Source organism: Cupriavidus sp. FW305-F7 (genome assembly GCF_058782875.1).
The window spans coordinates 213,134-239,300 of record NZ_JBYSYC010000001.1; the positions used below are offsets into that span (position 1 = coordinate 213,134).

Below are 26,167 nucleotides of genomic sequence, written 5' to 3' on the forward strand. Positions count from 1 at the left end.
AGCCTGCATAGGGCTCGCGATTGTATCAATTGGCCCACACATCCATTTGACGAATCGGGTCAGTTGCTTGACTGATCGTCCCACGGGCCGCACAGGCCGCAAACCACTGACGGTGCCGACGGCGTCTTGGGTGACGCCCCGGTCCAGGTAAGCCTTGCCGCCGCGGCCTGCAGGATTGATGGGCAGCGGGGACCTCGTAACTACTGCGGACATAGCTCCATTGACGAGCCGCTGCGCTGGCCAATTGGCCAGCGAACGCCTTACTATCAACATCACCCTGCATTTACCGTTGACCGCAAGCCGTGTAGCGGTTCGCCAGCAATTACGAGATAGCCATGCCCCGATACGTTGCCTTTCTTCGCGGCGTCAGCCCGATGAACGCCCGGATGCCCGAACTCAAGCGCTGCTCGAGGCCGCGGGCTTCTCCGAAGTGAAAACCTTGCTCTCCAGCGGCAACGTCGTGTTCGACGCGCGATCGTGGTCACTGGCCAGCCTGGAGCGACGCGCCGAGAAGGCGATTCAGTCTGAACTGGGCCACAGCTTCGACACCTTCGTCCGGCCGGCCCGCTATCTCCAGGACCTCATCGACTCGGACCCTTTCGCCGAGCTCAGCCTTGCGCCTTCGGCCAAGCGGATTGGCACCTTTCTCCGCAGCCCGGTGCCGCCAGACGTGAAGCTGCCCATCGAGCGCGACGGCGCAAGCATCGTCAAGGCCGGTGCCACGGAGGTCTTCAGCGCCTACGTGCCCGACCCGAAGAAAGGCCCGGTGTTCATGCGCCTGCTCGAACGCTCGTTCGGAAAGGACATCACCACTCGCACGCTCTACACGGTCATCAAGTGAGCCAGGGCATAGGCCTTATGCGTAAGGCGATCGCCCGGACACTCGCACCGACTGGCTGAAACGGGTCGAACGACCTCATTCATCTACGCTGCCCGGGTGTTGTTTCGAGGCTACTCCATGGGCTGTTCAGTCCGTACCACCAGTTCCATGAACCCTGAGTTCTGGTCGTACTCCCGGGCAAAACGATGTTCGGGAAGCAGCGCCAGCAATATCTCCGCGGTTGTACGGACCGTGCAACCGCGTGCCACATGACCACCGAACACTCGCCCGCGCGAGTCCGCAACCGACATATGCAGGTGCGCTCCATCCGATGACAGGGATCCGGCGAGCGTCAGGACTTCCAGATTGCCACGCAGTTCGGTAGGGCCTTCCGCCCCGGCAAATCGCAATTGGGCAACGCTGAGGCTCCCGATGCCCTGGATGACGAAGGCCGCATGCAGCTTGAGCTGACTCAGCACGTCTTCGAGTGCGGCACGCAGATCGTCGCCGGGAGAGAGGCGTAAGGGATGTGCTTGCATCACGCGGCTCCAGGTTGGGGCTTCGTGACAGGTTAAAGCGAATTGAGACCAATCGCAATTGAGCACCAGCTTTCGCTCATTGGCGTCGTGCTCTGCGCGGCACGAGGGTTTCGACGGCCGCCAACTTCCGGCCGGGGTCGGTCGCGTAACACGTTACGTTACACGTAACGCCTCCCCCGCGGCTGCCAGTCGCCCGCAAAGGCCGGCAGGTCTGCGTCAGCCTCCCGGAAACCCGCAGCGGGCCTGGCTCCCGCGCTTGCGCGCGATGGCACGAGGCTGCCTTGCCAGAGTTGGCATTGCCCTTGCTGGTTCTGGTGCAGGGCGCTGGCCACGAAGCCAACGCCGGCAAACCGGAGGAGACAAGGATGAGCTGGACGAACCGTGGAGCGGCCGCCTGGGAGCAAGTCCTGGGGCGCAGCCGCGAGGCACATGCCGTGGTGATCGATGACATGCCGGTGTACCGGCACGGAGTCATGCGGCTGCTCGGGGAAATGCCGGGCATTGGCCGGGTCGAACTCGTGGAGACGGATGCGCTGGCGGCACGCAATGCGCGCCTGCCGGCTCCGGCATTGCTCGTGTTCGGCATGCCGCCGGATCTTGCCGACGGCTGGCACCTGCTGCGCCTGGCCAGCCTGGTGCTGAAGCCAAGGCGCCTGCTGCTGGTCTCGGATAATATGTGGCTGCGTCTGCCGCCAGGCCTCGACGACCGATTTGCCCGCTCCCTATCCAGGTCCGCTTCGCTCGCAACGGTCGAACGGGACGTGCGCGCGCTACTGGAGCTTCCGTCCGCTGCGGAAGCCCCGCCCGGGCAAGACGCCGGGTCCGTAGCCTTCCAACGCCCGTTCCACGTGCTCGCGTAAGCCGTTCATGCGGCCACGGACTGCCTGCAACGGCCGCGCACTACTTATAGAGCTGCGGCGAACCCAGCACGAAAACTCTTGCGCTCCGGAGAAATAAAAAGGCCCCACGGGTTATGTGGGGCCAGACGGAACTGCAGGCAAGTCGCCTTACGGCCGGTCAACCGAAATATCGTAGAAACTATTGGCCGGATTGACGCTGATCGCCACGGTCAGGCCTGTGTTTGCCACGTTCATGCCGATAACCTCAGCGGCATTTGGTGCGGCAGGGCGATAACGCAGCCCATCCGACGGCATGTTGGTATGCCAAAGATCGACGCGACCGTCGTTACGTTGACGAGTATAGGTATTTGCTGCCGTGTCGACGGACGTCACCGTGTTCGAATACTCCGAGATTTCGGTCCCCCCGTTGATATTGATCACAGCATCCCAGTAGGCGTTGACGGCCCCCACGGCCGGCAGACCACGCGGCGTCGGCCGCTTTGCGATCATGAAGCCGCCCTGGTGCACGATCACAACCGCGACGCCGCCATCGACGCCCTTGAAGGCGAACGCTCGGGCCGTTCCTGTCGAATCCGTGACATTGAATCCGCCATCCGCGTTGACTGACACGACCGGAAGGTCTTCCGCAGGCCAGGGCGAGCAGCCGCTCAACCCGCAGTCGGCACCGCTGGCGAACTTTCCAGTGCTGTCCACGGTGAACTTGATCAGCCCCGGCGCGAGCGTGCCGCCGCCCTCGGGCCGTTCGAAGCCCATGGCGATCCAGTCTCCGGTGATTTCGCTCAGCGGAATGGTCTGGTCAGGAATCACCAGGCTGGATGGGCCGTTGCGGCGCTCAAGGCCGATACCGGACTTGGAGACCAGCAGCCTGGCGTCGGTGTTGCCGAAGCGGCAGGCCTGCGTGTCGTTCGCCTGGAATTGTTCGACCGCCCCGGTCGTATCGTTCGTCTGCGTCAGCTTGACCGCATCGATTGTGAACCTCTGCACGCTGTTGGCAGTGAGGCCAACCTTCTGGTACTTGCCGCTGCGGAACGTCGCGCAGGTTGCCGACGCGGGCTGGAGAATGGTTTGCACGCCGGCTGCCGAGCCGCTATTGGACGCGACAGCAGCAGACAGCTGGGAAAGGGAGGTTTGCGACGACTCGAGCGCGGCGCCGAGCGTATCGAGCTTCTGGTCAAGCGCATTGCCCGGCGTGTCGCCGTGCGCGGCGACCAGCGTGCCCTTGAGCGGGTCCACGCCAGCGAGATCGACCGTCCCGGAAAGGATCAGTTTGACGGACTCCACCGCAGTGGCTACACCGTCCGTGGTCAGCTTCGCCTGTGCCTGAGCGTCAAAGCTGTTGAAGAAGTCCTGGGTGCTGCCGCCTGCGATCGACGCAGTGATCAGTTCGGTGAGAGGCGTGATATTGGCGGCGGCAGTCGTGCCGGTTCCAGCTTCCACGACGGAGTGAAGGATCGTGCCGTCGGGGGTCGTTACGCTGAGCACGCACGGACGCGTGGCGTCGGGAATGCTGATGGTAAACGTCCCGTCGGCGGCTGTGGTGGCGGTACCACTGCCGTTGGCGCACTTGGCCTGGACCGTGGCATTGGGCAACGCGGAACCCACGGCGGCCGTTCCCGCGATGGTGGTGGCCGGTGTGCCAGGCGTCGACGGCGTCGATGGCGCCGACGACTGGGTGTCCGAGGACCCGCCTCCGCACGCGGTCAGTGCTGCCGCTGCAATAGCGGATATTAGAAGTCTGATTTTCATGGTTTTGATTTCCCCCTGTCGTATGAATGAATGCAAGCTCGTTGCCTCACCCGTTCCCTGTGGGCGATCGAAACCACCCGGGGGCGATTCTGCGAAGAACGCAGAGCGACGCGCATCATTCATTCAGATGAAAATCTGCAGATACCCCCAATGAGAGGGGCATAAATCCCCTGACAGCTTGGGCAAGCTAGGCGGGTCCGTAAGAGACCGTCAGCGTCGCGACAATCAGGCAATCGCTGAATTAGAGAGCTTTGGGGAGAAGGGGAATTGCCAAGGGATCATCTCATCGGGGACCTCTATGAGGCCGCAGTCCGGGAGGACGGCTTTCTGGAGGTGTTTCAGACAGTCGCCGAATCATTGGGCGCCAATGTATTCCATATGTTCAGCTGGGATGCACTGCGCAACGCCCCGCGTCTGTCCATCTACACGCCCGACAGGGACTGGGATGCCATCGTCGAGAGTTACGATCAGTACTACGGCGCATTGGATCCACGGCGCAGCTTTGTCGAATCCGCGGCCCTAGGCGAATTTGTCTGCTGCCAGGACCGCCTTACCGAGCAAGACGTTGCGCGCAGCGAGTTTTTCCAGGACTACCAGCTTCCGTCAGGGTTGCGCTATCTGCAGGGCGTACGCCTGGCTCGCGCCGGCAGTGATGACATTCTGCTGGGCTTGCTGCGAGCGAAAGACAGGCCGCCATACACACTGGAAGAGCGCGCCGCGGCGGCGGGCCTGGTCGGGCACCTGCAGCGCTCCATCAACCTCTGGCAGGACGCCAGGATCCTGCATCGCGACGCCGCGCTTGGCAATGAACTGATGGAGCAGCTGGGCCTTGCGGTGTTCACGCTGGACAGGCGTTTTCGGCTGGTCTTTGCCAACCAGGCTGCCGAAACGATGCTGCGCGCAAGCGCCTGTTTGAAACTGGAGCATGGGCGCCTGGCCGCGGCCACAGCCGCCGAGAATGATGGCCTGCAGGCGGCCATGGCGCGCGTGGGAAAGACGCGCAAGGGCGAAAGCCCGGCGTTGCGGGCCGCATCGGGAGCCTCTCCCGAAATATTCCTCAACATCGCATGCGTTCCCGGCCAGGACACGCGCGCGGCGTTTGGCGATGCAACCCTCCTGGTTACAGCCAGGCGGCGCGGCACGGCGCCGCTGGTAACCGCAAGACAGTTGCAGGGGGCCTTCAGGCTGTCAGCGGCCGAGGCGGCTGTGGCTGAAGCGTTGATTTGCGGCAAGACCCCTGACGAGTACGCCGCCAGCGCCAGGGTCTCGCTCGCCACCGTGCGTACGCAGTTGCGGGCGATTTTCGACAAGACAAACACGCGATCCCAAGCGGAAGCCGTTGGGGCAATGCTGTGGGTGCTGTCGCAGGCGGGGGGTGATCGCTAGGATGGCCTGATGCCGGGGCGCCCGCATCGCCGCGCGTGCCTCCTTCATCCATGTAAAAGAACCGACACGCCGCTCGCCAGAGTAAGGGGGCCCGAGACTCCCTTGCGCAATCCGTTGGAAAAAGCCGTCCGCCCTATCTTTCCAAGCGAGCGCCAAGCAGAACCCCGATTGCTGCGATAGCAAAGTACATCAGGTTTCCGATACGCAGGCCGGCTGCGCCCACCGAGAGGAATAACCTGCTGGCGGACAGGAAGAACAACGACAGGAAGAAGAGGTTCTGCGCACCCGCACCGCCGTGGCGCGCTGACAGGTAGAAGTTCATGCGTCAGGCAGGAACGTTCGAGCCAAACCGGTGCGAGAATAGCCGTGCCGCATTGATTCAGTGGTCTGAATCCAAAATTAACCTGCGCAGACTCTCTCCGGCCAGTGGCATTTCGTGAAGCCGCTTGCCCGTCGCATCAAAAATCGCATTGGCGATGGCACCGCTGGTCGGCCCCATTGCCGCCTCGGCGACGCCCAGGAACGGACTACCCGACCGGTCGATCAGATGAGTGTTAATGCTCGCGGGCACGGCCGAGAAGCGCATGATCGGGTAGCTGCTCCAGTCAAAGCTTCTGATTTTTTCCTGATCGTATTTCAGCTCCTCATAGAGCGTCCAGCTGGCGGACTGAATAATACCGCCCTCGATCTGGTTGTGGATGCCGTCCGGATTGACGATCTGGCCGCAATCGACCGCCACCTCCGCACGCTCGAGTCGCACATCGCCGGTGGCCTTCTCAACGTAGACTTCGACAGCAATCGCGACATAGCCCATCAGATTCTTGTACTTCGCAAAGCCGAATCCAACCCCGTATCCAGGCTTGCGTGGTGGGCGAGGCCATCCGAACTTTGCTGCCGCGAGACGAATGACATCCTGTGCCCGTGAATCGTCGAGATGCTTCAGGCGAAATGCCACCGGATCGATGTGCGCCGCTGAGGCAAGCTCATCCATGAAGCTTTCGATGGCGAACACGTTGGTATGCGCCCCGAGTGATCGCATCGCCGACGTGTTGAGGGGCATGGTCGGCGAGAAATTGTTGACTACCTGAATGTTCGGGAGCTTGTAAAGGGGTATCGCATTTCTGTCCCCTCCCCCTTCCGGCTGACGCATCGGCACGGAAGGCGCCGAGACAAAAGGCCTGGCAAGCAACCGCGCCGGGACCAGACGTCCGGCATTCACTATACGCTCGTTGTGGGAACTGCTCCAAAGCGCATACGTCCAGTTTACGATCGCACCACTGGCGTCAATCGATGCGCTTAACTCACTGACCATCGCCGGTGTGAAGTGGTCCCACATATGCTCCTGGTCTCTCATCCACTGGAGACGCACCGCCCTGCCGGGCAATTCGCGGGCGAGCAGCGCGGCATGCGCCGCCGCATCATCGGCGCCATTGTGCCCATAGCAGCCGGGTCCCTCCACATGGATGCAGCGCACTTTGTCCTTCGGCATGGAAAGCATCTCGGCTAGCGCGTCGCGCAACGGATAGACGCCTTGCGAGTGCGTCCATACGGTCATACGACCGTTCTCGAAGCGCGCAATGGAGCAGGACGGCCCGATCGAGCCATGCATCAGGTAACGCTTGGCAAACCTGGCGCTAAGGGTTTTTGCCGTCGGGGGAGATGGCGACTTTGTGTTGGCGACCTCTATCCTTTCGGTTGCAATTGACTTGAGCTCTTGATGCACGGTGGAAGGGTCGGGAAGCTTCCGACCGGGACTCCAACGGCTGCCCGCAGACAGCTTCCGCTGCGCCTCCACGGCCTGCCATTCGCCTTTTGCCACCACCGCCAGCAGATCGCCGTCCCTGACGATTTTGAGCACACCAGGCAGGCGCATTACCTCGTCTTCGTTTATCCCGAGCAATCTGGATCCATAGGAAGGCGGCAGCACGGCACGGGCATGGATCATGTTGTCCATTTGCATATCCTGGACGTAACTGGCAGCCCCGGTGACCTTACCGGGGATATCCAGTCGTTGCACGGACGTGCCTATCACCCGAAACGTCGAAGGGTCCCTTAGCGGCGATGTCCTGGTGGCCTTCCGGTGCAGGTTCACGGTCTGCACGAGTTCACCGAAAGTGAGTGAGCGTCCGTCCGGGGCGCTGACCCTGGCATCCGCCACGGTCAACCTGGCCCGGTCCACGCGAAGCCGCCTGGATGCAGCCTCGACAAGCAGTCCCCGCACCTGGGCCGCGGCATTCAGCAGCGCGCTGCCACTGTCGGCCATCGTATGGCTGCCAGCTGTCAGTCCCTCGTCTGGGGAGGCGCCAGTGTCTGCCGTCAGGAAGGTGATCAAGGATGGCGCCATATTCAGCTCTTCCGCGGCGACCTGAAGCAGTGCCGTGCGCACCCCGGTACCAAGCTCGACCTTTCCTGTGTATACGGTCACCTTGTTGTCCGGCGCGATCTTGATCCACGCATCGAGGAACGGATTGGTCTTCAGGCTCCCGGCCAGCGTCTCCAGTTCTCTGGATACGTACACCGCCGCGCCTTCGTCGGCAATGACTTTCTGAGCCCTGGAATTAGCGCCCGGCAGGAGACTGAAGCCGACAACCAGCGACCCCGAGATCAGGAAGCTCCGCCGACTTTGATCGAAATCGTTGTCGTCGGTACTCATCACGCGCCTCCCACCTTGCCGTGACGCCCCTTCCCCTGCGTGTTCACAGCGGCTCGGATCGCCGCCAGAATCCGCATATGCGTGCCGCAACGACAAAGGTTCGGTTCCATATGCGCCCGCAACTCCGCTTCCGTCGGCCTGGGGTTCTGCTCGAGCAGTGCCTGTGCGCGCATGATCATGCCCGCGATACAGTAGCCGCACTGCGCTGCCTGATGATCAATAAAGGCCTTTTGCAACGGCCCGGGCTTCTCTTTGGTGCCGAGGCTTTCAATGGTTCGCACCGGCCGGCTGCCAATGGCGGAAACGGGCATCAGGCAGGAAAAGACCGGACGGTCGCCCACGATCACAGTGCATGCGCCGCATTGGCCAAGGCCACAGCCGAACTTCGCACCATGGAGTTGCAGTTCATTACGCAGGGCGTAGAGCAGCGGCGTGGACGGATCGATGTCGAGATCGTGCCGAACCCCGTTTACGGTGATATTAATCATCTCGAATTGTTCTCCATTCTGATCTCGGACACCGTTTTCGCGACTTCCGTCCATGCCGGCTCCTGAGAATAGGCGGCACGCAGATAGCCCGCAAGATCAGCAAGCTGGTCATCACGCAAGGACTCAGAGAACGGGGGCATGAAATGGATTGACCCCGCGCCTTGCCAAGGGACGCCGTTCATCAACATCTGAATGACATTGCGTGGGCTTCGCGCATTCACGGCCGTGCTGGAGGCAAGCCCTGGACGTCCGCCAATCGCCTGCATCGGTGCGCCATTGCCATGACAGGCGGCGCATGCAGCATTGAAGAGCGCTTCGCCGCGACGCACGCTATCGCCTTCCGGCGGCCTTCCCACATTGGAGACTGGCTGCATGGCGGCCACAGTGCCGGGCTTTTGAATAGAAAGGATGTAGGTCGCGATTGCTTCGACATCGCTCACGGGCACAGTGGCGAGCTCCTGCGTCACCGGGAGCATTGGACCTGCTGCGGCACCATGCTCGCTGGCGCGGCCGGTGCGAAGGTAAGTCACGAGCTGCGCCTTGGTCCAGGGGACTACCGCACTGCCCAGCGCATCCAGCGCCGGTGCCTCCCAACCGTCGACCAGCCCTCCCCCGAAGGCCTTTCCGGACTTCTCGCCACCAATCAGGTTGAGGGGCGAATGGCACGCCGCGCAATGTCCGGTGCCGTCGACCAGCATGCGCCCCCGGTTCCACTCTGCGCTCTCGGATGGCTCGGGCTTTTGTTCCCCTGGTTTCAGGAACAGGACGTTCCAGAAGGCCACAAACGGCCGAAAGTTAAGGGGAAAGATCAGATCATTGTCCGGAGCTTTTGCTTCAACCGGATCCAGGCTCATCAGGTAGGCATAGGCTGCGGCAATGTCGCCGTCCGACATCCTGGTGAAGTGAGTGTATGGGAATGCCGGATAAAGTTGATGACCATCGCGCGCTATGCCACGACGCATCGCTCGCGTAAATGCCTCCAGGGACCACGAGCCAATGCCCGTGGCGGCGTCAGGGGTGATGTTGGTCGAATAGATCGTGCCAAAGGGCGTCTCCAGCGGCAAGCCACCAGCAAACGGTTTCCCGCCCTTGGCGGTATGGCAAACGAAGCAATCACCAAGTGCGACGACCCGAGCGCCATAAATCCTCGTCTGACTGTCCCATGAACTGACCGGCGGTGCAGGCACGCTGGCAAGGGTCGGCTCCCACATGTTTACTGCTGCAGCACTGCAGGCCACCACCGTGGCGCTCAGTGCAGCTATTAGCAGATTCCTCTTTCTCATCGCTGCACCATTGGAGATCAACACTTCACTCGATGTCAATTTGCCGGCAGCACCCCCGATGTGCCCGCCATGGGCCAGCAACGATACGCGCTGTCGCTCAAAGGGAGGACGGGCGCCTCAGACACCCGCTCGCCTGACACAACCCTGGGCGCGCCTCCCGAGCGAGCTTTCAGCCATTCTAGTAGCGCACCGCGGCTGCAAAGCATTGCTTGGCACGCAAAGCTCGGTTGCGCGGGCACCCTCTTCCGATCTGTCATGACCATGCCTATGCTTGCCCCCACACTCCCTTGTCAGGGGCAGCCGACTTTCTGGATGAGATTTGACATGACCGACGATCTGATATGCCCATGGCCCCCAGGCGCGCTCGCGAGCTTGACTCGCATACGCGCTGGCTTTCGCTTCAGTGCCGGCGCGGTGAGGTCCGTGCTATGACTTCGCACAAGCGTCGACGGGCCATTGTGATCGGCGGCTCGCTGGGGGGACTGTTCACTGCATCTGTGCTGCAGGCGATCGGGTGGGAAGTGGCCGTATTCGAGCGCTCTCCCGGGCAGCTGGAAAGCCGGGGCGGCGGATTGGTCCTGCAACCGGACGTACTGGAAGCGTTTCGATTTGGCGGCGTCCGGAGGCCGCCGGAAATGGGAGTTCGGTCGAAGTATCGAATCTTCCTGGACCCTCATGGCGAGATTGTCGAGCGGCTGCTTATGCCGCAAACGCAGACTGCATGGAGCATCCTGTACAGTCTTCTCAAGGAATCGCTGCATCCCGGCCTGGTTCATGCTGGCGAGGCACTTGTCCGTCTCGAGCAGCTTGGAGATGAGATGCTGGCAACCTTTGCGAGTGGCCGGGTGGAGCGTGCTGACCTCCTGGTAGGTGCCGACGGGCCCCGTTCCACCGTACGGCAATGGTTGTCACGGGGCGATGCGCCGGCCTATGCGGGCTATGTCGCGTGGCGCGGGCTGCTGCCTGAGGGAAGCCTCGATCGGGAGGTTACAGCACGCCTTACCAATGCGTTTGCATTTCAGCAAGGCCCGGATCATCAAATGCTGACCTACCTCATTCCAGGCGAAGACGGCTCCATACGCCCGGGCGAGCGGCGCCTGAACTGGGTGTGGTACCGCAACCTGGCCGCAGGGCGATGCTGGATGCGGCCCTGACGGACCGGGACGGCCGTCGGCGCTCCCACTCCATCCCGCCGGGCGCGCTGAAATATCTCCATGGCGACGCGTTGAGGAAGGCAGCAAGCCTGAGTCTGGCGCCCGTCTTCCAGCGACTGCTGCTGTCGACAAAGGAGCCCTTCATGCAGGTCATCCAGGATTATCAGGCTCCAAAGATGGTCTTTGGACGCGCGATCCTGCTTGGCGACGCAGCCTTCGTCGCCCGGCCCCATACCGGGGCCGGTGCGGGCAAGGCAGCCGCCAATGCCCTGGCACTCGGCAAGGCGCTGCGTGATACAGGAACGGACATAGATATAGGCCTCGCGACTTGGCAGCAAAGCCAGTGGGCAGAGGGCAAGCGCATGGCCCAATGGGGCATGTCGTTGGGCAGCACGATCATGGGGTTGTAGCAGGTAGCGGGCCACACGATGGCCAGTAGACGGGGCGCTTAGCCTGAGCCTACCACCATGCAACGGCTCGTCATTGGTGCAATCCGGCGACCGCGTGAGCGTGCCGCCAGCATGGACTACATTCAGCCAGTGGCTATGCCTGAGAACTCAAAGGTTCAGCAGACGTGCCGCGTTGCCCCCAACGACCATGCGCTTCTGGTCATCAGGCAGAGCGAGACGATCCAGGAAGCGCACGGGTTGCTCATAGCCCATGTCGAAGCAATAGTCGCTGCCCAGCACGAGGCGGTCCGCCCCAATGTTCCGAATGAGAAAGTCAAGGGTTGGGCCGGAGTGCGAGATCGTATCGTAGCTAAACCGGCGCAGGTAGCTGCTGGGCTTCTGTGCCAGGCGCTTCGTTTCCGAACGCATCGACCAGCCCGCATCTATCCGCCCGACAAGGATTGGCAGAGCGCCACCCGCGTGAGGCAGAGAGAAGTGCAACGCGGGATACTTGTCCAACACCCCGCCCAGAATCAGATGGGACGCAGCGATCGCGGTATCAAACGGATTGCCGAGCAAGTTGCTCAAATAGAAGTCGGCCAGTCGCGCGCCGCCGACTGTTTGCTGGGGATGAAGAAAGATCGGCAGATTCAGCTGCTCGATGCGCTTGAATATCGGCGAAAACAACGGGGCATCGAGGTCACGATTGTTGATGTTCGTTCCCATGTAGATGCCGCGCACGCCCGGTAATCCCGCCGCAAATTCAAGTTCATCGATCGCGTCGTTCGCATTCAGCATCGGCAGCGTTGCCAGTACGACAAACCTGGTGGGATGCTTCCGGTGGACATCGGAGGCCGCGGTGTTCCATGCTCTGGCGAGCTTTGCATTGAGTGTGCGATCGGCCCAGTAGACCATTGGCACACTCAGGGAGATGGCCTGGACGTCGACCCCTGAATTGTCCATGTCCCGGACGCGTTGCTCCACGTCGATAAATTTCATGGGCAGGGGCCCCAGTCCGCCGGCAGGCGTCTGGAACGTGAAGGAGTCGTCGTTGCGGAAAAAGTGGCCGCCGAACTGCTTCCCTTCACCACCCAGAAGCCCCAGGAAGCTTTCGGAATAATAGTGCGCGTGTATGTCGATCGAAAGCGGTTTGCCGGTGCTCGCAGCGGCCGTGGACGGCTGCGAAGCCAACGCTGGCAATCCTGCCATCATGCCCGCGGCGATTGCACTCACCGAACCAAGCAGTCGACGCCGGTTGGGCGATACGCAGCAAGGACAATCCATGTCTCTGTCTCCTTTTATTGTTGAAGTTTCAAGCACCACTTGCCTTCATCCGGCCTATTCCGGCGTGTGGCCAGCGCGACTTGGAGGGCGCTGACCATGCATACGCGGAGTACAACGCCAGTCAATTTATCGAATGATTATTTGCGTGGCAGTGTAGGACGGTGGGCTCCAATCAGAAAGCGCAGAAAGATCGGGGATTACCCTATTGTCGCGGCTCGATGTGCGCCGGCGGCGGGGATCGGCGCCAGGACGCGGCCCGATAAGAGTCCAGCTACGCTCTCTTGGTCGCACACCAGCCGATAGCACCTAGGGTAAATCCTCACACGCATCACGCTTGGCCCTCCGAACCAGCTCGCCTACAATTTATCTACCGATCACTTATCGATCGATAAATAGCAGAGGCAACCATGGCAATTACGAAACTAGCGCACTACTCGATCCGCACCACGGACCTCGACCGGTCGTGCGCCTTCTATCAACGCATTCTTGGTTTCCGTCAGGGATATCGCCCGCCGTTCGATTTCCCCGGCACCTGGCTGTACCTGGGAGATGACGAAAGCGAGTTCGGCGTGGTGCACATCATCGGCGTCGATCCAGACAACCTCGGCGGCCTGAGTGCCTATCTGGGTGACCGTCATCTCCCGGTTTCCGGCACCGGCACCGTCGACCACATCGCCTTCCTTGCCACCGGTGTTCAGGAAATGTGGGCGAAGCTGAAAGCCGAAGGCATGGCCTGGCGCGACCGCACGGTGCCGAGCCTCGGCCTGCACCAGGTGTTCATCGAAGACCCGTCTGGCGTCACCATCGAGCTGAATTACCCCGCCGCAGAAGTCGCGGGCCTTGACATCCCAGGTGGCAGCGCGACTGCGCACAGCATGGCAGTGACAGGAGAATGATCATGACAATGTTTTCCAGGCAGCCCAAGGCGATCGTAGTGGGTGGCTCGCTGGGCGGGCTCTTTGCGGCCAATCTTCTGTCTCGCGACGGCTGGGACGTCGAAGTCTTCGAGCGTGTTCCTGAAGCGCTCGCAGGCCGCGGTGCCGGCATTGTCACGCACCCCGAGTTGTTCGAAGCGCTGGCCGCGGCAGGTGTCCAGGTCGACGATTCGATCGGTGTGCGCGTGCAGTCGCGCCTGACGCTGTCACAGGACGGTTCAGTGCTCTCGCAGCGAGAAATGCCTCAGACGCTGACGGCGTGGGGCAAGATGTATCAGGTGCTGCGCGCAGCCTTCCAATTGGGTTGCTATCGACCGGGGGGAAACGTGGTTTCCGTCGAGAGCGAGCCGGGTCGTGCCGTCGTGACCCTCGATGATGGCTCCGCGCATTCTGCCGATCTTGTCATTGCCGCCGACGGTTTTCGCTCCGCGCTGCGCGAGCGTCTGCTGCCTCATGTCCAGCTCCAGTACGCGGGCTACATTGCGTGGCGCGGCCTGGTGGACGAAATGGCGCTCAGCGAGTCCACGCGGGATGCGCTGTTCGAAAAGTTCGCGTTTTGCCTCCCACCGCACGAGCAGATTCTCGGCTACCCGGTGGCCGGCCAAGACAACAGCACCCAGCCCGGCGAGCGACGCTATAACTTCGTGTGGTATCGCGCCACCAGCGAGGACATCGATCTGCCCAATCTGCTGACCGACGCCAGCGGCAAGCGCTGGTCGGGTGGTATTCCCCCTACGCTGATCCGCCCCGAGGTGCTCGCGGACATGGAAGAAGCGGCGCTGACCCTGCTCGCGCCCCAGTTTGGCGAAGTCGTGACAAAGGCCGCGCAACCGCTGTTCCAGCCAATCTTTGATCTTGAAGTCCCGCGCATGGCGTTCGATCGCGTCGCGCTGTTGGGCGATGCCGCCTTCGTGGCGCGACCCCACTGCGGTATGGGTGTGACCAAGGCTGCAGGCGATGCCATGGCACTGGTGAAGGCGCTGCGGGCTCACGACACCGTGCCGGCGGCGCTCGAAGGCTACAGCGCTGAGCGCGTTCAGGTGGGGGCGGCGATCGTCCAGCACGCCCGCCACCTCGGCGCCTACATGCAGGCCCAGCTCAAGGACGAGACCGATCGCCAGATGGCCGAGCGCTATCGCACGCCGGAAGCAGTCATGCGCGAGACGGCGGTGTCGACGCGATTCTGATCGCATTACCGCATACCGCTATCCCCGGCGGCGGTGCTCTGCCAGCCAGTTACGCTGCCGCCAACAATAGAGAAGATCCGTCCAAATGGAGACAAGCATGGAACACCTTGCCGCAACGTATCCGCCAAGCGGTGATGAGGCAACATCGACGCCGCTTCCCCCACCCAATCCGGTGCTCAGCAACCCGGCATTCCAGGCGCTGGTCCGCGCGCGCCGCAGCTTCGCGTATACGCTTACGACTCTCATGCTGGCGGTGTACTTCGGGTACATCCTCACGCTCGCCTTCAACCCGGCGCTGCTCGGACGTCCATTGACGCCGGGACAGCCAATGTCCATCGGCATTCCGATCGGATTCGGCATGTTCGCGATCACCTTCTTCCTCGTCGCCCTGTATGTCCATCGTGCCAACACCGTGCATGACGCGATGATTCACGCGATTCGCGAAGGGGCGGAAAAATGAAGCGACTCTCACTGTTCATTGCATTGTTTTCGGCCACCTTGCCAGCCATCGCCGCCACACCGACGGTCGGCCAGGGGCTGAACGTCATCGCCATCGTGATGTTTCTGGTCTTCGTCGCCTCAACGCTGCTGATTACGCGCTGGGCCGCCAGGAACACCCACAGCGTTGCAGATCACTACGCCGCGGGGGGCAAGATCACCGCCATGCAAAACGGCTGGGCCATCGCCGGCGACTATATGTCCGCCGCGTCCCTGCTCGGCATCTCCGCACTTGTCTTCACCAGCGGCTATGATGGTCTGATCTATTCGATCGGCTTTCTGGCAAGCTGGCCCATTATCCTGTTCCTGATTGCAGAGCCACTGCGCAACCTGGGCCGGTTTACCCTGGCCGACGTGGTCTCCTACCGCTTGCAGCAACGCCCGATCCGCGCGTTCTCGGCGTCGAGCTCGATCGTCATCGTGCTGCTTTACCTGGTTTCGCAAATGGTGGGCGCGGGCAAGCTGGTGGAGCTGCTGTTCGGCTTCAACTACACGGCGGCAGTAGTGCTGGTCGGTGTGCTGATGGTCATCTATGTCTTTTTCGGCGGCATGCTGGCGACGACGTGGATCCAGATCATCAAGGCTGTCCTCCTGCTGGCAGGCGCGGGATTCATGGCGTTCATGGTGCTGGGCCGCTTTGGCTTCAGCCTCAATACCTTGTTCGCCGAGGCTATCGCGGCCCACGGCAAGCACGCCGCGATCATGAGTCCGGGAGGCCTTGTCTCCGATCCGGTCTCGGCCGTCTCCCTCGGGCTCGCGCTAATCTTCGGCACAGCGGGACTACCGCATATCCTGATGCGCTTCTTTACGGTCGCTGACGTCAAGGCGGCGCGCAAGAGCATCCTGTATGCGACCGGCATCGTCGGGAGTGGCTACGCGCTGATCATCATCATCGGCTTCGGCACGATTGCGCTCGTTGCCAACGACCCGCTGTATCACAACGCCTCGGGCGCGGTAATCGGCGGCGTCAACATGGTCGCCGTGCATCTGGCGCATGCCGTAGGTGGCAACGTCTTCCTTGGCTTCATCTGCGCGGTGGCATTCTCTACCATCCTGGCGGTGGTTGCGGGCCTGACGCTGGCTGGCTCATCGGCCATCTCCCATGACCTTTATGCCAAGGTGCTGCGCCAGGGCACGGCGACGGACAAGGACGAAATGCGGGTGTCGCGCATGACGACACTGGTGCTCGGGGTGTTGTCGATCCTGCTGGGCATCCTTTTTGAGAAGCAGACCATCGCTTTCATCGTCAGCCTGACGTTCTCCATCGCCGCCAGTTCTAACTTTCCCGTGCTGCTGCTCTCCATTTACTGGCGCGGGCTGACCACGCGGGGTGCCGTCGTCGGCGGCTCGCTCGGCTTGTTGACTGCGGTGCTGCTGACGGTGCTGAGCCCGACGGTCTGGGTCCAGGTGCTGGGACACGCGAAGGCGATCTATCCCTACGAATATCCGGCGCTGTTCTCGATGCTGGTCGCGTTTGCGGGAATTTACGTCTTCTCTGTGACTGACAAATCCGCTCGCGGCGCGCGGGAGCGCGGTGCCTTCCGCAATCAGCTGGTGGATTGCGAGCTGGGCTTGATCAAGCGTCAATAAGCGGGGGCTGCGGCGGAGTGTCCGGCGCCAGTTCCGCCGGACTCCCATCACCGCGGCGGAGGGCTAGCCGTGCACGCCCGGGCTGATTCGGCATATTCCAATTTATCACTTGATTGGTACAATGGAAGCGGCAACCCCCATCCGGGGCTCTGCACAGGTGAACAAATGGAACGAGGCGCCACCACAGCCAAGCACGGCATACCGGCCAAGCCCGGCAAACGGCTGCTCCCGGAAGAGCGGGAACAGCAGATTGTCCAGAAGGCCATCGAGCATTTCACCCGGAATGGTTTCTCCGGCAGCACCAGGGAGCTGGCGAAGCAGATCGGCGTTACGCAGCCGCTGCTTTACCGCTATTTCGAGAGCAAAGATGCCCTGATTGAGCGCGTCTACAATGAGGTCTTCCAATGGCGGCCAGATTGGGAGCGGCAAATCGCCGACCGGTCTACTCCGCTGGCGCAGCGGCTCTACGCCTTCTACCTCGACTATGCGTCAGTGATCTTGCGCGAGGAGTGGATCAGGATCTTCATTTTCGCCGGCCTGACGCGCGAAGGCATCAACAACAAATACCTCAGCAAGCTTCGCAGCAAGGTCTTCCTGCCCGTGCTGGCCGAAGTCCGGGCAGAGTACGGTATCCCGGAACCGCGCAGCGCCGCCGAGCTTGATGCCGAGGTCGAGATGATCTGGAGTCTGCACGCCGCCATCTTCTATCTGGGCGTGCGCAAATGGGTCTACGGGCTCAAGGTCCCGGCTGACCTGGGCGGCGTTGTGCGCCAGAAGGTCGATATTTTTCTGCAGGGCGCGCCCGCCGTCATGCTGAGCCTTCGGCGTCCGGTCGCCTGATGCCGTCGCATGCCGCATAGCGTAAGCGCATTGCCAGTGCGGATGTCTGAACCGCCTGAACGCCCTCCCGTCAGACCAACGCTTCGTGCAGCCCACCATCAACGAGACGGGAGGCAGGATCTTGTCAACGGCGACAGGCGGCGTGATACGCTTTCCTGAGGGTCCACGCCGATCCCTGCCACCCGGAGTGCTCTGACATGGACAAGCTGCTGGCATTGAGAGTTTTTGTCGAGACTGTCGACGCCAAGGGCTTCTCTTCTGCGGCCAGACGGTTGAGCCTTGCCACCTCGTCCGTGACGCGCATGATGGACAGTCTCGAGGAAGATCTCGGTGCGGTCCTATTGAACCGGTCGACCCGGCAGGTCACGGTATCCGCAGCCGGTGCCGCCTACTACCAGCGCGCGCGAAAGATCCTGGATGCCGTTGCGGAAGCGGACGCCCAGATCGCCGACCGCGGCGACACGCCAGTCGGCCAACTGCGCGTCTCGCTGCCGGTTGCGTTCGGGCGGCGTTGCATCGCGCCTTTTCTGGGCGGTCTGCTGGCACGTTATCCCAAGCTCGAGCTGGAAGTGACGCTGACGGACGAGATCGTGGACTTGCTTAGCGAGCGTATTGACTTGTCCATCCGGCTTGGCAGTGCGGCATCGTTGGATGATGTGGTTGCGCGCCAGATCGGCACGTTCCGCCGCAAGGTAGTAGCCAGCCCGGGCTATCTCCTGCGCCACAGCCTGCCCGCAGCACCACTGGACCTGGCGGGGCACGAGTGCTTGCGGTTCAGCTATGACGTGGGGCAGCAAGTCTGGACCTTTGTCCGTGACGGCGAAGAGATGCAAGTCCCCGTTCGTGGCAACTTCAGAAGCAACAATTCCGAGGTACTGCGCGAGCTAGTGATGTCCGAAGCAGGTATCGCGCTGTTGCCGGACTGGCTTGTCGCAGAAGACATCCAACGCGGAAACCTGACGTCGCTCTTCGATGACTGGTCCGTCAACCCGAACCGCGCCACTTCCGCCATCTCAGCACTCTTCCTGCCCAACCAGCGCGGGTCAAGGCGTATTGGCGCGTTTCTCGACTTTCTTGGCGAGATTCCCGGGCCGACTTATCGGGGCAATACCGCACGGTAGTCCCCCGCCACTGCCAGTGCGAAACACTGGCCATGGTGGCACGGAATCCTGTGATGGTACCCGTACCCGGCGCCTGAACCATCGTGCGCCGTCAAGCACTCATCCGGCAGCCGGGGTACCAACCAACGCAACCTCACCTTGCCGCCCACGCAATGCTTCTTTGCGCGGCAGACCGATTCTCCCCGGATGCACCGGCCCCTACTCTGTGAACCATCTCTTCCGAGATCAGGGCACGCCAGGCATCGCCCTGCCGCCCCGCACTGATCGTACCGACTTGATGGAGATTCACCGTGACCAAGCATCTGATGACCCCCGTTCGCATTGGTAACCATACGCTCTCGCACCGCGTCGCGATGGCGCCGTTGACGCGCTCCCGGGCAGGCCAACCGGGCAACGTTCCAACCGCGATGAATGTCGAGTATTACCGCCAACGCGCCAGCGCAGCACTGATCGTCACGGAAGCAACGCAAATCTCACAGCAAGGCCAGGGCTACGCCTGGACGCCGGGGATCCACTCCGAAGAACAGGTGCAGGGCTGGCGTGCCATCAGTGATGCCGTGCATGAGGGCGGCGGCACCATCTTTCTGCAACTCTGGCACGTCGGTCGCGTATCTCACCCGGTCTTCCAGCCTGATGGTGCGCTGCCCGTGGCACCCAGTGCGCTGCCTGTGCCTGGAAAGACGTTCATTCTGGACGAAAGCGGCAACGGTGTCTGGGGCGACGTACCGGTTCCCCAGCCGTTGACCACCTCGGGCATTCGCGACATCGTGGAGGACTACCGGCGTTCCGCCCGCAACGCCATCAGGGCAGGCATGGACGGGGTCGAGATCCACGCCGGCAACGGTTACCTCCTCGACCAGTTCATCAACTCCAACAGCAACACGCGTACTGACGCCTATGGCGGCAGCATCGAGAACCGGTCTCGTCTGCTGCTCGAAGTCGTCGACGCCGTCATTGCGGAAATCGGGGCTTCGCGGGTTGCCGTGCGGCTGACGCCAATGGGCCGCTTCATGGGCATGGGCGATGACACCCCAGAGGCCACCTTCGGCCACATTGTGCGCGCGCTGAGCGAGCGGCGCATGGCCTACTTGCATCTGGTCGAGCCGGCCATGGTCGGAACCGACAAGGACGATGACACCGATCCGCGCTGGGACGCGATCATTCGGCAACTGCGCACGGAATACCGCGGCGTGCTGATGCTCGCTGGCGGCTACGACCGCGACAGCGCGGAACAGGCGCTTGCCGACGGACGTGCGGACATCATCGCCTTTGGCCGTCCGTTCATTGCCAACCCTGACTTGCCAGCGCGCTTCCGGAACGGCTTGCCGCTGAATACGCCCGACACCGCTTCCTTCTTTGGCGGCGGGGCCAGTGGCTACATCGACTATCCGAGTGCTACCTGAGCCAGGCCTGCGTGGGATGCCTGCCCACGCAGGGAACGCGCGCTACCGGGTATCTTTCAGCTACTGCCCGGGCCGGCGAGTCCGCCCGCCGCCGTGACGCCTCGCGCTCGGCAGGTCGACAACGCCCATGCCGGATATTCCCTGGCGCACTGCGTCGACAAAGAGCCGAAGTCTTGCTGGGAGAAGCGGGCATAGGGATAGATCAAGTACATTGGCAAAGGCTCCGCCTGCCATTGCGGCAGAAGGTGCAGCAGCTCGCACTCTTTGTGAATCTGGCTTCGTGGCGTGCCTGGTGGAAGACATGTGGCGCAAGGCAGACACGCGAACCGTTAAGGCGTCCACGTGGCAAAATTGCTTCACTCGGCCGCCGTGACCAGCTCACTGGTACGACAGTTGCGGAGACATTGGTTCGATGCATCCGGTCCGGAAACACCGGCAGTTATCGACTTGAGAGCGGAACACGGCAGATGAACTCATTGTTTTCCTTCGGCACTGAGACGGGCGTCGGCTTCCAGGTCGCATGGGAGGACGGCGATCGCGTTGTCGGTCGAGGCTGGCTCCTCGGTCCGGAAGGCGAGCCGAAGGCTATGCTGGCTGTGTGGCCCGCAGCCGAGCACCCGCCCCCCTCTACCCTCGCTCGCCTCGCACACGAATACGGCTTGAAGGGTGAGCTGGACGGCAGTTGGGCGGTGCGGCCGCTAGCGCTTGTGCGGGAACATGGTCGGACTGTTTTGCTGCTTGAGGACCCCGGCGGCGAGCCACTTGCCGGGCTACTGGGCGCCCCCATGGAGATAGGTCGTTTTTTGCGCCAGGCGATCAGCATCGCCGCGGCCCTGGACCAGCTCCACCAGCGAGGTCTTATTCACAAGGACCTCAAGCCGGCCCATATCCTGGTGAATGATGCCCTTGGCGAGGCGCGGCTGACAGGCTTCGGCATTGCCACGCGCCTGTCGCGCGAGCGCCAGGGACTGGCGCCACCGGAAGAGATCGCCGGCACGCTGGCCTACATGGCCCCCGAGCAGACCGGACGCATGAACCGGCCAATCGACGCGCGCAGCGACCTGTATTCGCTCGGCGTCACGCTCTACCAAATGCTCACGGGCGCGCTGCCCTTTGCCGCCGACGACCCGATGGATCTGCTGCATAGCCATCTCGCCCGGCGGCCAGTACCGCCGGCGGAGCGGGTACCGTCGATCCCGGCCTTGCTCTCCGCCATCGTGATGAAGCTGCTCGCCAAGACGGCGGAGGAACGCTACCAGGCGGCAGCCGGACTGGAGGCCGATCTACGGCGCAGCCTGACCGCATGGGAAAGCCTGGGACGCGTTGACACCTTCCCGCTTGGCGAGCATGACCTGCCTGATCGGCCGTTGATTCCGGAACGGCTCTACGGACGGGAGCGCGAGATTGAGACCTTGCTCGCTGCCTTCGACAGGGTAGTAACCCAGGGCACGCCGGAGATTGTGCTGGTCTCCGGCTACGCCGGTATCGGGAAGACCTCGGTCGTGCTTGCGTTGCGCAGCGCACTGGCTCTCAGGAATGGCCTCTTTGCCTCGGGCAAGTTCGATCAGTACAAGCGCGACATCCCGTATGCGACGTTGGCACAGGCTTTCCAGAATCTGATCCGCCCACTGCTGGGCAAGAGCGAGGCCGACTTGGCGCCCTGGCGCGCCGCACTGGCGCAGGCGCTGGGCCCGAATGGCGGCCTCATGGTGCCGCTCATACCCGAGCTCGGGCTGATTCTGGGGCCGCAGGCGCCGGTTCCGGAGCTGCCGCCGCGCGACGAGCAGCACCGATTCCAGATGGTTTTCCAGCGCCTGCTTGCCGTCTTTGCCCAACCCGCGCATCCGCTGGCACTCTTTCTCGACGACCTGCAGTGGCTGGACGCGGCAACACTCGATCTGCTCGAGTATCTGGCGACCCAGCCGGAGGTACGCCACGTGCTGCTGATCGGAGCCTATCGGAATGACGACGTCAAGCCCGGACATCCGTTGCTACTGCGATTGTCGGCAATCCGCCAGGCCGGGGGGCGGGTAAATGACATCGCACTTTCCCCCCTTGGGTTCGAAGATGTAAGCAGACTCATCGTCGATGCCTTGCATTGCGCACCTGGGGACGCCGCACCTCTGGCCCGCCTGGTGCAGGAGAAGACTGGCGGTAACCCATTTTTCGCCATCCAGTTCCTTACCGCCCTGACCGAAGAGGGGCTGCTTGTTTTCGATCATCGTGGCGCGCGCTGGTCTTGGGACCTTGAGCAGATTCGGTCCAAGGGCTTCACCGACAATGTGGTCGATCTCATGCTCGCCAAGCTGAGGCGCCTTCCAGCGGCGACCCGTAGCGCCCTGAAGCAGTTGGCGTGTCTCGGTAATGACGCGGCGATCGCTACCCTGGCCATGGTCCAGGATGCCAGCGAGGCGGTGCTGGACGCGGCTCTGTGGCCGGCAGTACGCGCCGGACTTGTGTTGCGTTTGGGAAATACCTACCGATTCCTGCACGATCGTATCCAGGAGGCGGCCTACGCGCTGATTCCTGAAGACGCGCGGCCGGCAGCGCACCTCGCTATTGGCAGACGGCTCGCTGCGGGCACGCCGCCTGAGGCAATAGCAGAGCGTGTCTTCGAGATCGTCGGCCAGCTCAACCGTGGCGCCGACCTTATCACCGCGGCCGAGGAGCGAGAGCAAGTGGCCGAGCTGAATCTGCTCGCCGGCCAGCGCGCCAAGGCGTCCACGGCCTACGCCTCGGCGCTGACCTATCTCACCGCCGGTGCAGCGCTCATGCAGGAGGACGCCTGGAAGCGCCGGCCCAAGTTTGCTTTCGCGCTCGAGTTCCACCTCGCCGAATGCGAATTTCTGACCGGCGCGCCGGCCGCGGCGGACGCGCGCCTGGCCGAGCTTGCGTGCCGTGCCGCCAGCCTCCCCGATCTGGCCTCCGTCACCCAGCTGCGGCTGGAGCTGTTTCTGGCCCTCGGCCAGCGCGAGCGCGCCGTCGAGGTGGGCCTCGACTACCTGTACCGCGCCGGCGTCCAGTGTTCGGCACACCCGACAGATGAGGAGGTTCTGCAGGAATACGACCGGATGTGGCGGCAACTTGGCGACCGCCCGATCGAGGCGCTGCTCGACCTGCCGATGATGACCAATGCGGTCGCGTGCGAGACCATGGATGTCCTGACCGCGCTGATGCTGCCGGCCTGGTACACCGACGTGAACCTGGGCTCCCTCATCATCGGGCGGATGGCAAACCTCAGCCTCGAGCATGGCAACAGCGACGCGTCGTGCCTCGCCTATACCTGGCTCGGCATGCTCCTGGGGCCTCGGTCCGGCGACTACAAGGCGGCATTCCGCTTCGGCCAGCTCGGCCTGAACCTGGTCGAGCAGCGCGGGCTGGACCGCTTCAGGGCCCGCGTCTACCAGGCTTTCGGCGGCCACGTGATGCAATGGACGCAACCCATCCGTGCCGCGCGCAGCCTGGTGCGGCGCGCTTTCGACGTGGCCAGCAAGCTTGGTGACCTTACCTACGCGTCCTTCGCACGCAACAACCTCATTACGCAGTTGCTCGCCTGCGGCGATCCGCTTGCCGAGGTGCAGAATGAAGCTGAGGCCACGATCGGCTTCGCACGCCGCGCGAGCTTCGGTCTCGCCGTCGACCGGGTCACCCCCCAGCTCCAGCTAGCGCGAACTCTGCGCGGACTGACCCCGGTGTTCGGCGTCTTCGATGATGATGATTTCAACGAGGAGCAGTTTGAGCGGTATCTCGATGAGGCTCCGGGCCCCGCCCTCGCCACCTGCTGGTACTGGATCCGAAAACTGCAGGCACGCTTCCTCGCCGACGACCACGCAGCCGCCATAGCGGCGGCGGACAAGGCGGAACGTCTCCTCTGGACATCGCCATCGTTCTTCGAGCAGGCGGAATACCACTTCTACGCAGCGTTGGCGCGGGCCGCATGTTGCGGCACGGCCGCCGCGCCAGAACGGACCCGGCACCTGGAGGCATTGGCCGCCCATCATCGCCAGCTCCTTGTCTGGTCCGAGCATTGTCCGGAGAATTTCGAGAACAGAGCCGCATTGGTTGGCGCGGAAATCGCCCGCCTCGATGGGCGCGAAGTTGATGCAATGCGCCTCTACGAGCAGGCCATCCGCTCCGCGCAGGACAATGATTTCATCCATAACCAGGCACTCGCCAACGAGCTGGCCGCGCGATTCTATGCTGCGCGTGGCTTCGAGAAAATTGCCCGCGTCTATTTGGAGGATGCCCGCCATGGCTATCTCCGCTGGGGCGCCGGCGGCAAGGTGCGGCAACTCGATGCATTGTATCCGCACCTCCGGGGGGAAGAGCGAGCACCCGCACCGACGACGATCGGGGCGCCGGTCGAACACCTGGATCTCGCCACCGTGATTGCCGTGTCGCAAGCCGTGTCCGGCGAGATCGTCCTGGACAAATTACTCGACACACTCATGCGCACCGCGATTGAACAGGCCGGCGCGGTACGGGGACTGCTGATCCTGCCCCGAGGGGCCGAGCAGCGCATCGCAGCAGAGGCTACGACCAGTGGCGATATTGTCACGGTGCAGCTGCGCGACGAGAGCGTGACTGCGACTGCGCTGCCGGTATCGATGCTCCACTATGTCTTGCGCACCCGCGAGAACATCATTCTCGACAATGCCGCGACACAGAACCCGTTTTCCGCCGATCCATACATTCTGCAGCATCATGCCCGATCGATTCTTTGCCTGCCATTGCTCACACAGGCCAAGCTCATCGGGGTGCTCTACCTCGAGAACAACCTCTCGCCACGCGTCTTCGCGCCGAGCCGAACCGCCGTACTGAAGATGCTCGCCTCGCAGGCCGCGATCGCCCTGGAGATTACTTGTTTGTATCGGGATCTCGCACAACGCGAAGCGAAGATCCAGCGCCTGGTTGAGGCCAACATCATCGGGATCTGCATCTGGCACCTGGACGGCCGAATCCTCGAGGCCAATGACGCGTTCCTCCGCATGCTGGGCTACGATCGCGAGGACCTCGCCTCGGCCCCCTTGCGCTGGACGGACCTGACGCCCCCGGATTGGCGCGAGCGTGACGCACGGTTGCTCCAGGACCTTCGGATCAGCGGGACCTTGCCGCCGTTCGAAAAAGAGTTCTTCCGCAAGGATGGAAGCCGCGTGCTCGTCCTGCTAGGGTGCGCGACATTCGAAGAGGGTGGGGACCAAGGTGTCTCCTACATACTTGATCTAACCGAGCGCAAGCGCGCCGAGGAGGCGCTGCACCAGGCACAGGCCGAACTGGCACACGTTACCCGCGTGACGACGTTGAACGCGCTGACCGCGTCGATCGCGCACGAGGTCAACCAGCCACTGGCCGCCATCGTCACCAACGCCAATGCGGCCCTGCGCTGGCTCGCTCGCCAGCCGCCCGATCTCGCCGAGGTGCGAGAGACGTTGGGGCGCATCGTTCAGGATGGCCATCGGGCTGGCGCAGTGATTGGAGGCATGCGTGCGCTGCTTAAGAAGACGGCCGCCGTCACGGCGCGCCTTGACATGAACACCCTTATCGAAGACACGATTGCCCTCATCCAGGGAGAGGTAGGCCGCCATCAAGTCCTGCTCCGGACGGAGCTGGCGCCTGACCTGCCGCCGGTTGTGGGTGACCGGGTGCAGTTGCAGCAGGTGCTCCTGAACCTGATGATGAATAGCATCGAGGCAATGAAAGAGGTGGCAGAGCGGCCGCGGGAACTGCTGATTCGGTCGCGCCTCGACGCATCGGGGGCTGTGCTGGTTGCCGTTCAGGATGCTGGCATCGGGCTGGAGCCGCAAGATCTGGAGCGGGTTTTCCAGACCTTCTTCACTACCAAGGCGGAGGGTCTGGGCATGGGCCTGGCGATCTGCCGGTTGATCGTCGAGGCACACAGAGGGCGGCTGTGGGCGAGCCCCAATGTGCCTTGCGGGGCCGTGTTTCAGTTCACCCTGCCGCCTCAAGACTAGACCGCGGGAGGCTACAGGG

Annotated in this window: 17 protein-coding genes and 2 pseudogenes; 12 read left to right on the top strand and 7 right to left on the bottom strand. The window is 62.7% G+C overall.

Going from position 1 to position 26,167, the window contains the following annotated elements:
• The first annotated feature begins 374 nt into the window (after nt 1-374).
• Nucleotides 375-841: pseudogene (locus AC3WL8_RS00980) on the top strand (DUF1697 domain-containing protein).
• Nucleotides 842-951: 110 nt separating this feature from the next.
• Here the strand turns inward: AC3WL8_RS00980 and AC3WL8_RS00985 are convergent.
• Nucleotides 952-1,359 carry a PPC domain-containing DNA-binding protein gene (locus tag AC3WL8_RS00985; RefSeq protein ID WP_013951999.1) on the bottom strand — a complete coding sequence of 136 codons (408 nt, stop codon included), beginning with the start codon at nt 1,357-1,359 and terminating at the stop codon, nt 952-954.
• A gap of 281 nt (nt 1,360-1,640) precedes the next feature.
• On the opposite strand from AC3WL8_RS00985, the gene AC3WL8_RS00990 reads away from it, so the two are divergent.
• The gene (locus AC3WL8_RS00990) at nt 1,641-2,219 is read left to right on the top strand and encodes a helix-turn-helix domain-containing protein (protein WP_249221151.1); all 579 of its coding nucleotides are present in this window, start codon (nt 1,641-1,643) and stop codon (nt 2,217-2,219) included.
• Nucleotides 2,220-2,366: 147 nt separating this feature from the next.
• Here AC3WL8_RS00990 and AC3WL8_RS00995 read toward each other — a convergent pair whose 3' ends face one another.
• Nucleotides 2,367-3,965, bottom strand: a complete 1,599-nt coding sequence (locus AC3WL8_RS00995) for a hypothetical protein (RefSeq protein ID WP_211979595.1) — start codon at nt 3,963-3,965, stop codon at nt 2,367-2,369.
• 267 nt (nt 3,966-4,232) lie between these two features.
• Between AC3WL8_RS00995 and AC3WL8_RS01000 the strand changes: the two genes are divergently transcribed.
• Complete coding sequence (locus AC3WL8_RS01000) at nt 4,233-5,351, top strand: helix-turn-helix transcriptional regulator (RefSeq protein WP_211979594.1); 1,119 nt, start codon at nt 4,233-4,235, stop codon at nt 5,349-5,351.
• Nucleotides 5,352-5,484: 133 nt separating this feature from the next.
• Here the strand turns inward: AC3WL8_RS01000 and AC3WL8_RS01005 are convergent, their stop codons facing one another.
• The 4 genes from AC3WL8_RS01005 to AC3WL8_RS01020 are packed head-to-tail and all read right to left on the bottom strand — an operon-like array spanning nt 5,485 to nt 9,775.
• On the bottom strand, nt 5,485-5,673 hold the full coding sequence (locus AC3WL8_RS01005; protein ID WP_211979593.1) for a hypothetical protein: 189 nt from the start codon (nt 5,671-5,673) through the stop codon (nt 5,485-5,487).
• A gap of 57 nt (nt 5,674-5,730) precedes the next feature.
• Nucleotides 5,731-8,004 (bottom strand): xanthine dehydrogenase family protein molybdopterin-binding subunit, encoded by a 2,274-nt coding sequence (locus tag AC3WL8_RS01010; RefSeq protein WP_492377769.1) that lies wholly within the window; start codon nt 8,002-8,004, stop codon nt 5,731-5,733.
• Nucleotides 8,004-8,492 carry a (2Fe-2S)-binding protein gene (locus AC3WL8_RS01015; RefSeq protein ID WP_211979591.1) on the bottom strand — a complete coding sequence of 163 codons (489 nt, stop codon included), beginning with the start codon at nt 8,490-8,492 and terminating at the stop codon, nt 8,004-8,006. Before AC3WL8_RS01015 ends, AC3WL8_RS01010 begins: the two co-directional genes overlap by 1 nt.
• A complete protein-coding gene (locus AC3WL8_RS01020) occupies nt 8,489-9,775 on the bottom strand; it encodes a c-type cytochrome (RefSeq protein ID WP_211982241.1) in 1,287 nt (428 codons plus the stop codon). Before AC3WL8_RS01020 ends, AC3WL8_RS01015 begins: the two co-directional genes overlap by 4 nt.
• A 428-nt stretch (nt 9,776-10,203) precedes the next feature.
• On the opposite strand from AC3WL8_RS01020, the pseudogene AC3WL8_RS01025 reads away from it, so the two are divergent.
• A pseudogene (locus AC3WL8_RS01025) lies at nt 10,204-11,339 on the top strand (FAD binding domain-containing protein).
• A 147-nt stretch (nt 11,340-11,486) separates the two neighbouring features.
• On the opposite strand, the gene AC3WL8_RS01030 reads toward AC3WL8_RS01025, so the two are convergent.
• Entirely contained in the window at nt 11,487-12,602 is a 1,116-nt protein-coding gene (locus AC3WL8_RS01030; RefSeq protein WP_211979590.1) for an amidohydrolase family protein, read from the bottom strand.
• Nucleotides 12,603-13,009: 407 nt separating this feature from the next.
• On the opposite strand from AC3WL8_RS01030, the gene AC3WL8_RS01035 reads away from it, so the two are divergent.
• The 8 genes from AC3WL8_RS01035 to AC3WL8_RS01070 all read left to right on the top strand — a co-directional run bounded on the left by AC3WL8_RS01035 (nt 13,010) and on the right by AC3WL8_RS01070 (nt 26,148).
• A complete protein-coding gene (locus tag AC3WL8_RS01035) occupies nt 13,010-13,498 on the top strand; it encodes a VOC family protein (RefSeq protein WP_211979589.1) in 489 nt (162 codons plus the stop codon).
• A gap of 2 nt (nt 13,499-13,500) precedes the next feature.
• On the top strand, nt 13,501-14,724 hold the full coding sequence (locus AC3WL8_RS01040) for an FAD binding domain-containing protein (protein ID WP_211979588.1): 1,224 nt from the start codon (nt 13,501-13,503) through the stop codon (nt 14,722-14,724).
• 97 nt (nt 14,725-14,821) lie between these two features.
• Nucleotides 14,822-15,184: a DUF485 domain-containing protein gene (locus AC3WL8_RS01045; protein ID WP_211979587.1), complete on the top strand. Its 363-nt coding sequence runs from the start codon at nt 14,822-14,824 to the stop codon at nt 15,182-15,184.
• Entirely contained in the window at nt 15,181-16,812 is a 1,632-nt protein-coding gene (locus tag AC3WL8_RS01050; RefSeq protein ID WP_211979586.1) for a cation acetate symporter, read from the top strand. Before AC3WL8_RS01045 ends, AC3WL8_RS01050 begins: the two co-directional genes overlap by 4 nt.
• Nucleotides 16,813-16,977: 165 nt before the next feature.
• Nucleotides 16,978-17,652 carry a TetR/AcrR family transcriptional regulator gene (locus AC3WL8_RS01055; protein ID WP_211979585.1) on the top strand — a complete coding sequence of 225 codons (675 nt, stop codon included), beginning with the start codon at nt 16,978-16,980 and terminating at the stop codon, nt 17,650-17,652.
• Between the two features lie 197 nt (nt 17,653-17,849).
• The gene (locus AC3WL8_RS01060; RefSeq protein WP_211979584.1) at nt 17,850-18,773 is read left to right on the top strand and encodes a LysR family transcriptional regulator; all 924 of its coding nucleotides are present in this window, start codon (nt 17,850-17,852) and stop codon (nt 18,771-18,773) included.
• A gap of 290 nt (nt 18,774-19,063) precedes the next feature.
• Nucleotides 19,064-20,176 carry an alkene reductase gene (locus AC3WL8_RS01065; protein WP_211979583.1) on the top strand — a complete coding sequence of 371 codons (1,113 nt, stop codon included), beginning with the start codon at nt 19,064-19,066 and terminating at the stop codon, nt 20,174-20,176.
• 467 nt (nt 20,177-20,643) lie between these two features.
• Entirely contained in the window at nt 20,644-26,148 is a 5,505-nt protein-coding gene (locus tag AC3WL8_RS01070) for a trifunctional serine/threonine-protein kinase/ATP-binding protein/sensor histidine kinase (protein ID WP_211979582.1), read from the top strand.
• The last annotated feature ends 19 nt before the right edge of the window (nt 26,149-26,167 follow it).

Excerpts from the sequence above, each read along its gene's own strand:
- AC3WL8_RS00985 (WP_013951999.1), bottom strand. The coding sequence starts at position 1,359 with ATGCAAGCACATCCCTTACGCCTCTCTCCCGGCGACGATCTGCGTGCC.
- AC3WL8_RS00995 (WP_211979595.1), bottom strand. The coding sequence starts at position 3,965 with ATGAAAATCAGACTTCTAATATCCGCTATTGCAGCGGCAGCACTGACC.
- AC3WL8_RS01005 (WP_211979593.1), bottom strand. The coding sequence starts at position 5,673 with ATGAACTTCTACCTGTCAGCGCGCCACGGCGGTGCGGGTGCGCAGAAC.
- AC3WL8_RS01010 (WP_492377769.1), bottom strand. The coding sequence starts at position 8,004 with ATGAGTACCGACGACAACGATTTCGATCAAAGTCGGCGGAGCTTCCTG.
- AC3WL8_RS01015 (WP_211979591.1), bottom strand. The coding sequence starts at position 8,492 with ATGATTAATATCACCGTAAACGGGGTTCGGCACGATCTCGACATCGAT.
- AC3WL8_RS01020 (WP_211982241.1), bottom strand. The coding sequence starts at position 9,775 with ATGAGAAAGAGGAATCTGCTAATAGCTGCACTGAGCGCCACGGTGGTG.
- AC3WL8_RS01030 (WP_211979590.1), bottom strand. The coding sequence starts at position 12,602 with ATGGATTGTCCTTGCTGCGTATCGCCCAACCGGCGTCGACTGCTTGGT.
- AC3WL8_RS01035 (WP_211979589.1), top strand. The coding sequence starts at position 13,010 with ATGGCAATTACGAAACTAGCGCACTACTCGATCCGCACCACGGACCTC.
- AC3WL8_RS01040 (WP_211979588.1), top strand. The coding sequence starts at position 13,501 with ATGACAATGTTTTCCAGGCAGCCCAAGGCGATCGTAGTGGGTGGCTCG.
- AC3WL8_RS01045 (WP_211979587.1), top strand. The coding sequence starts at position 14,822 with ATGGAACACCTTGCCGCAACGTATCCGCCAAGCGGTGATGAGGCAACA.
- AC3WL8_RS01050 (WP_211979586.1), top strand. The coding sequence starts at position 15,181 with ATGAAGCGACTCTCACTGTTCATTGCATTGTTTTCGGCCACCTTGCCA.
- AC3WL8_RS01055 (WP_211979585.1), top strand. The coding sequence starts at position 16,978 with ATGGAACGAGGCGCCACCACAGCCAAGCACGGCATACCGGCCAAGCCC.
- AC3WL8_RS01060 (WP_211979584.1), top strand. The coding sequence starts at position 17,850 with ATGGACAAGCTGCTGGCATTGAGAGTTTTTGTCGAGACTGTCGACGCC.
- AC3WL8_RS01070 (WP_211979582.1), top strand. The coding sequence starts at position 20,644 with ATGAACTCATTGTTTTCCTTCGGCACTGAGACGGGCGTCGGCTTCCAG.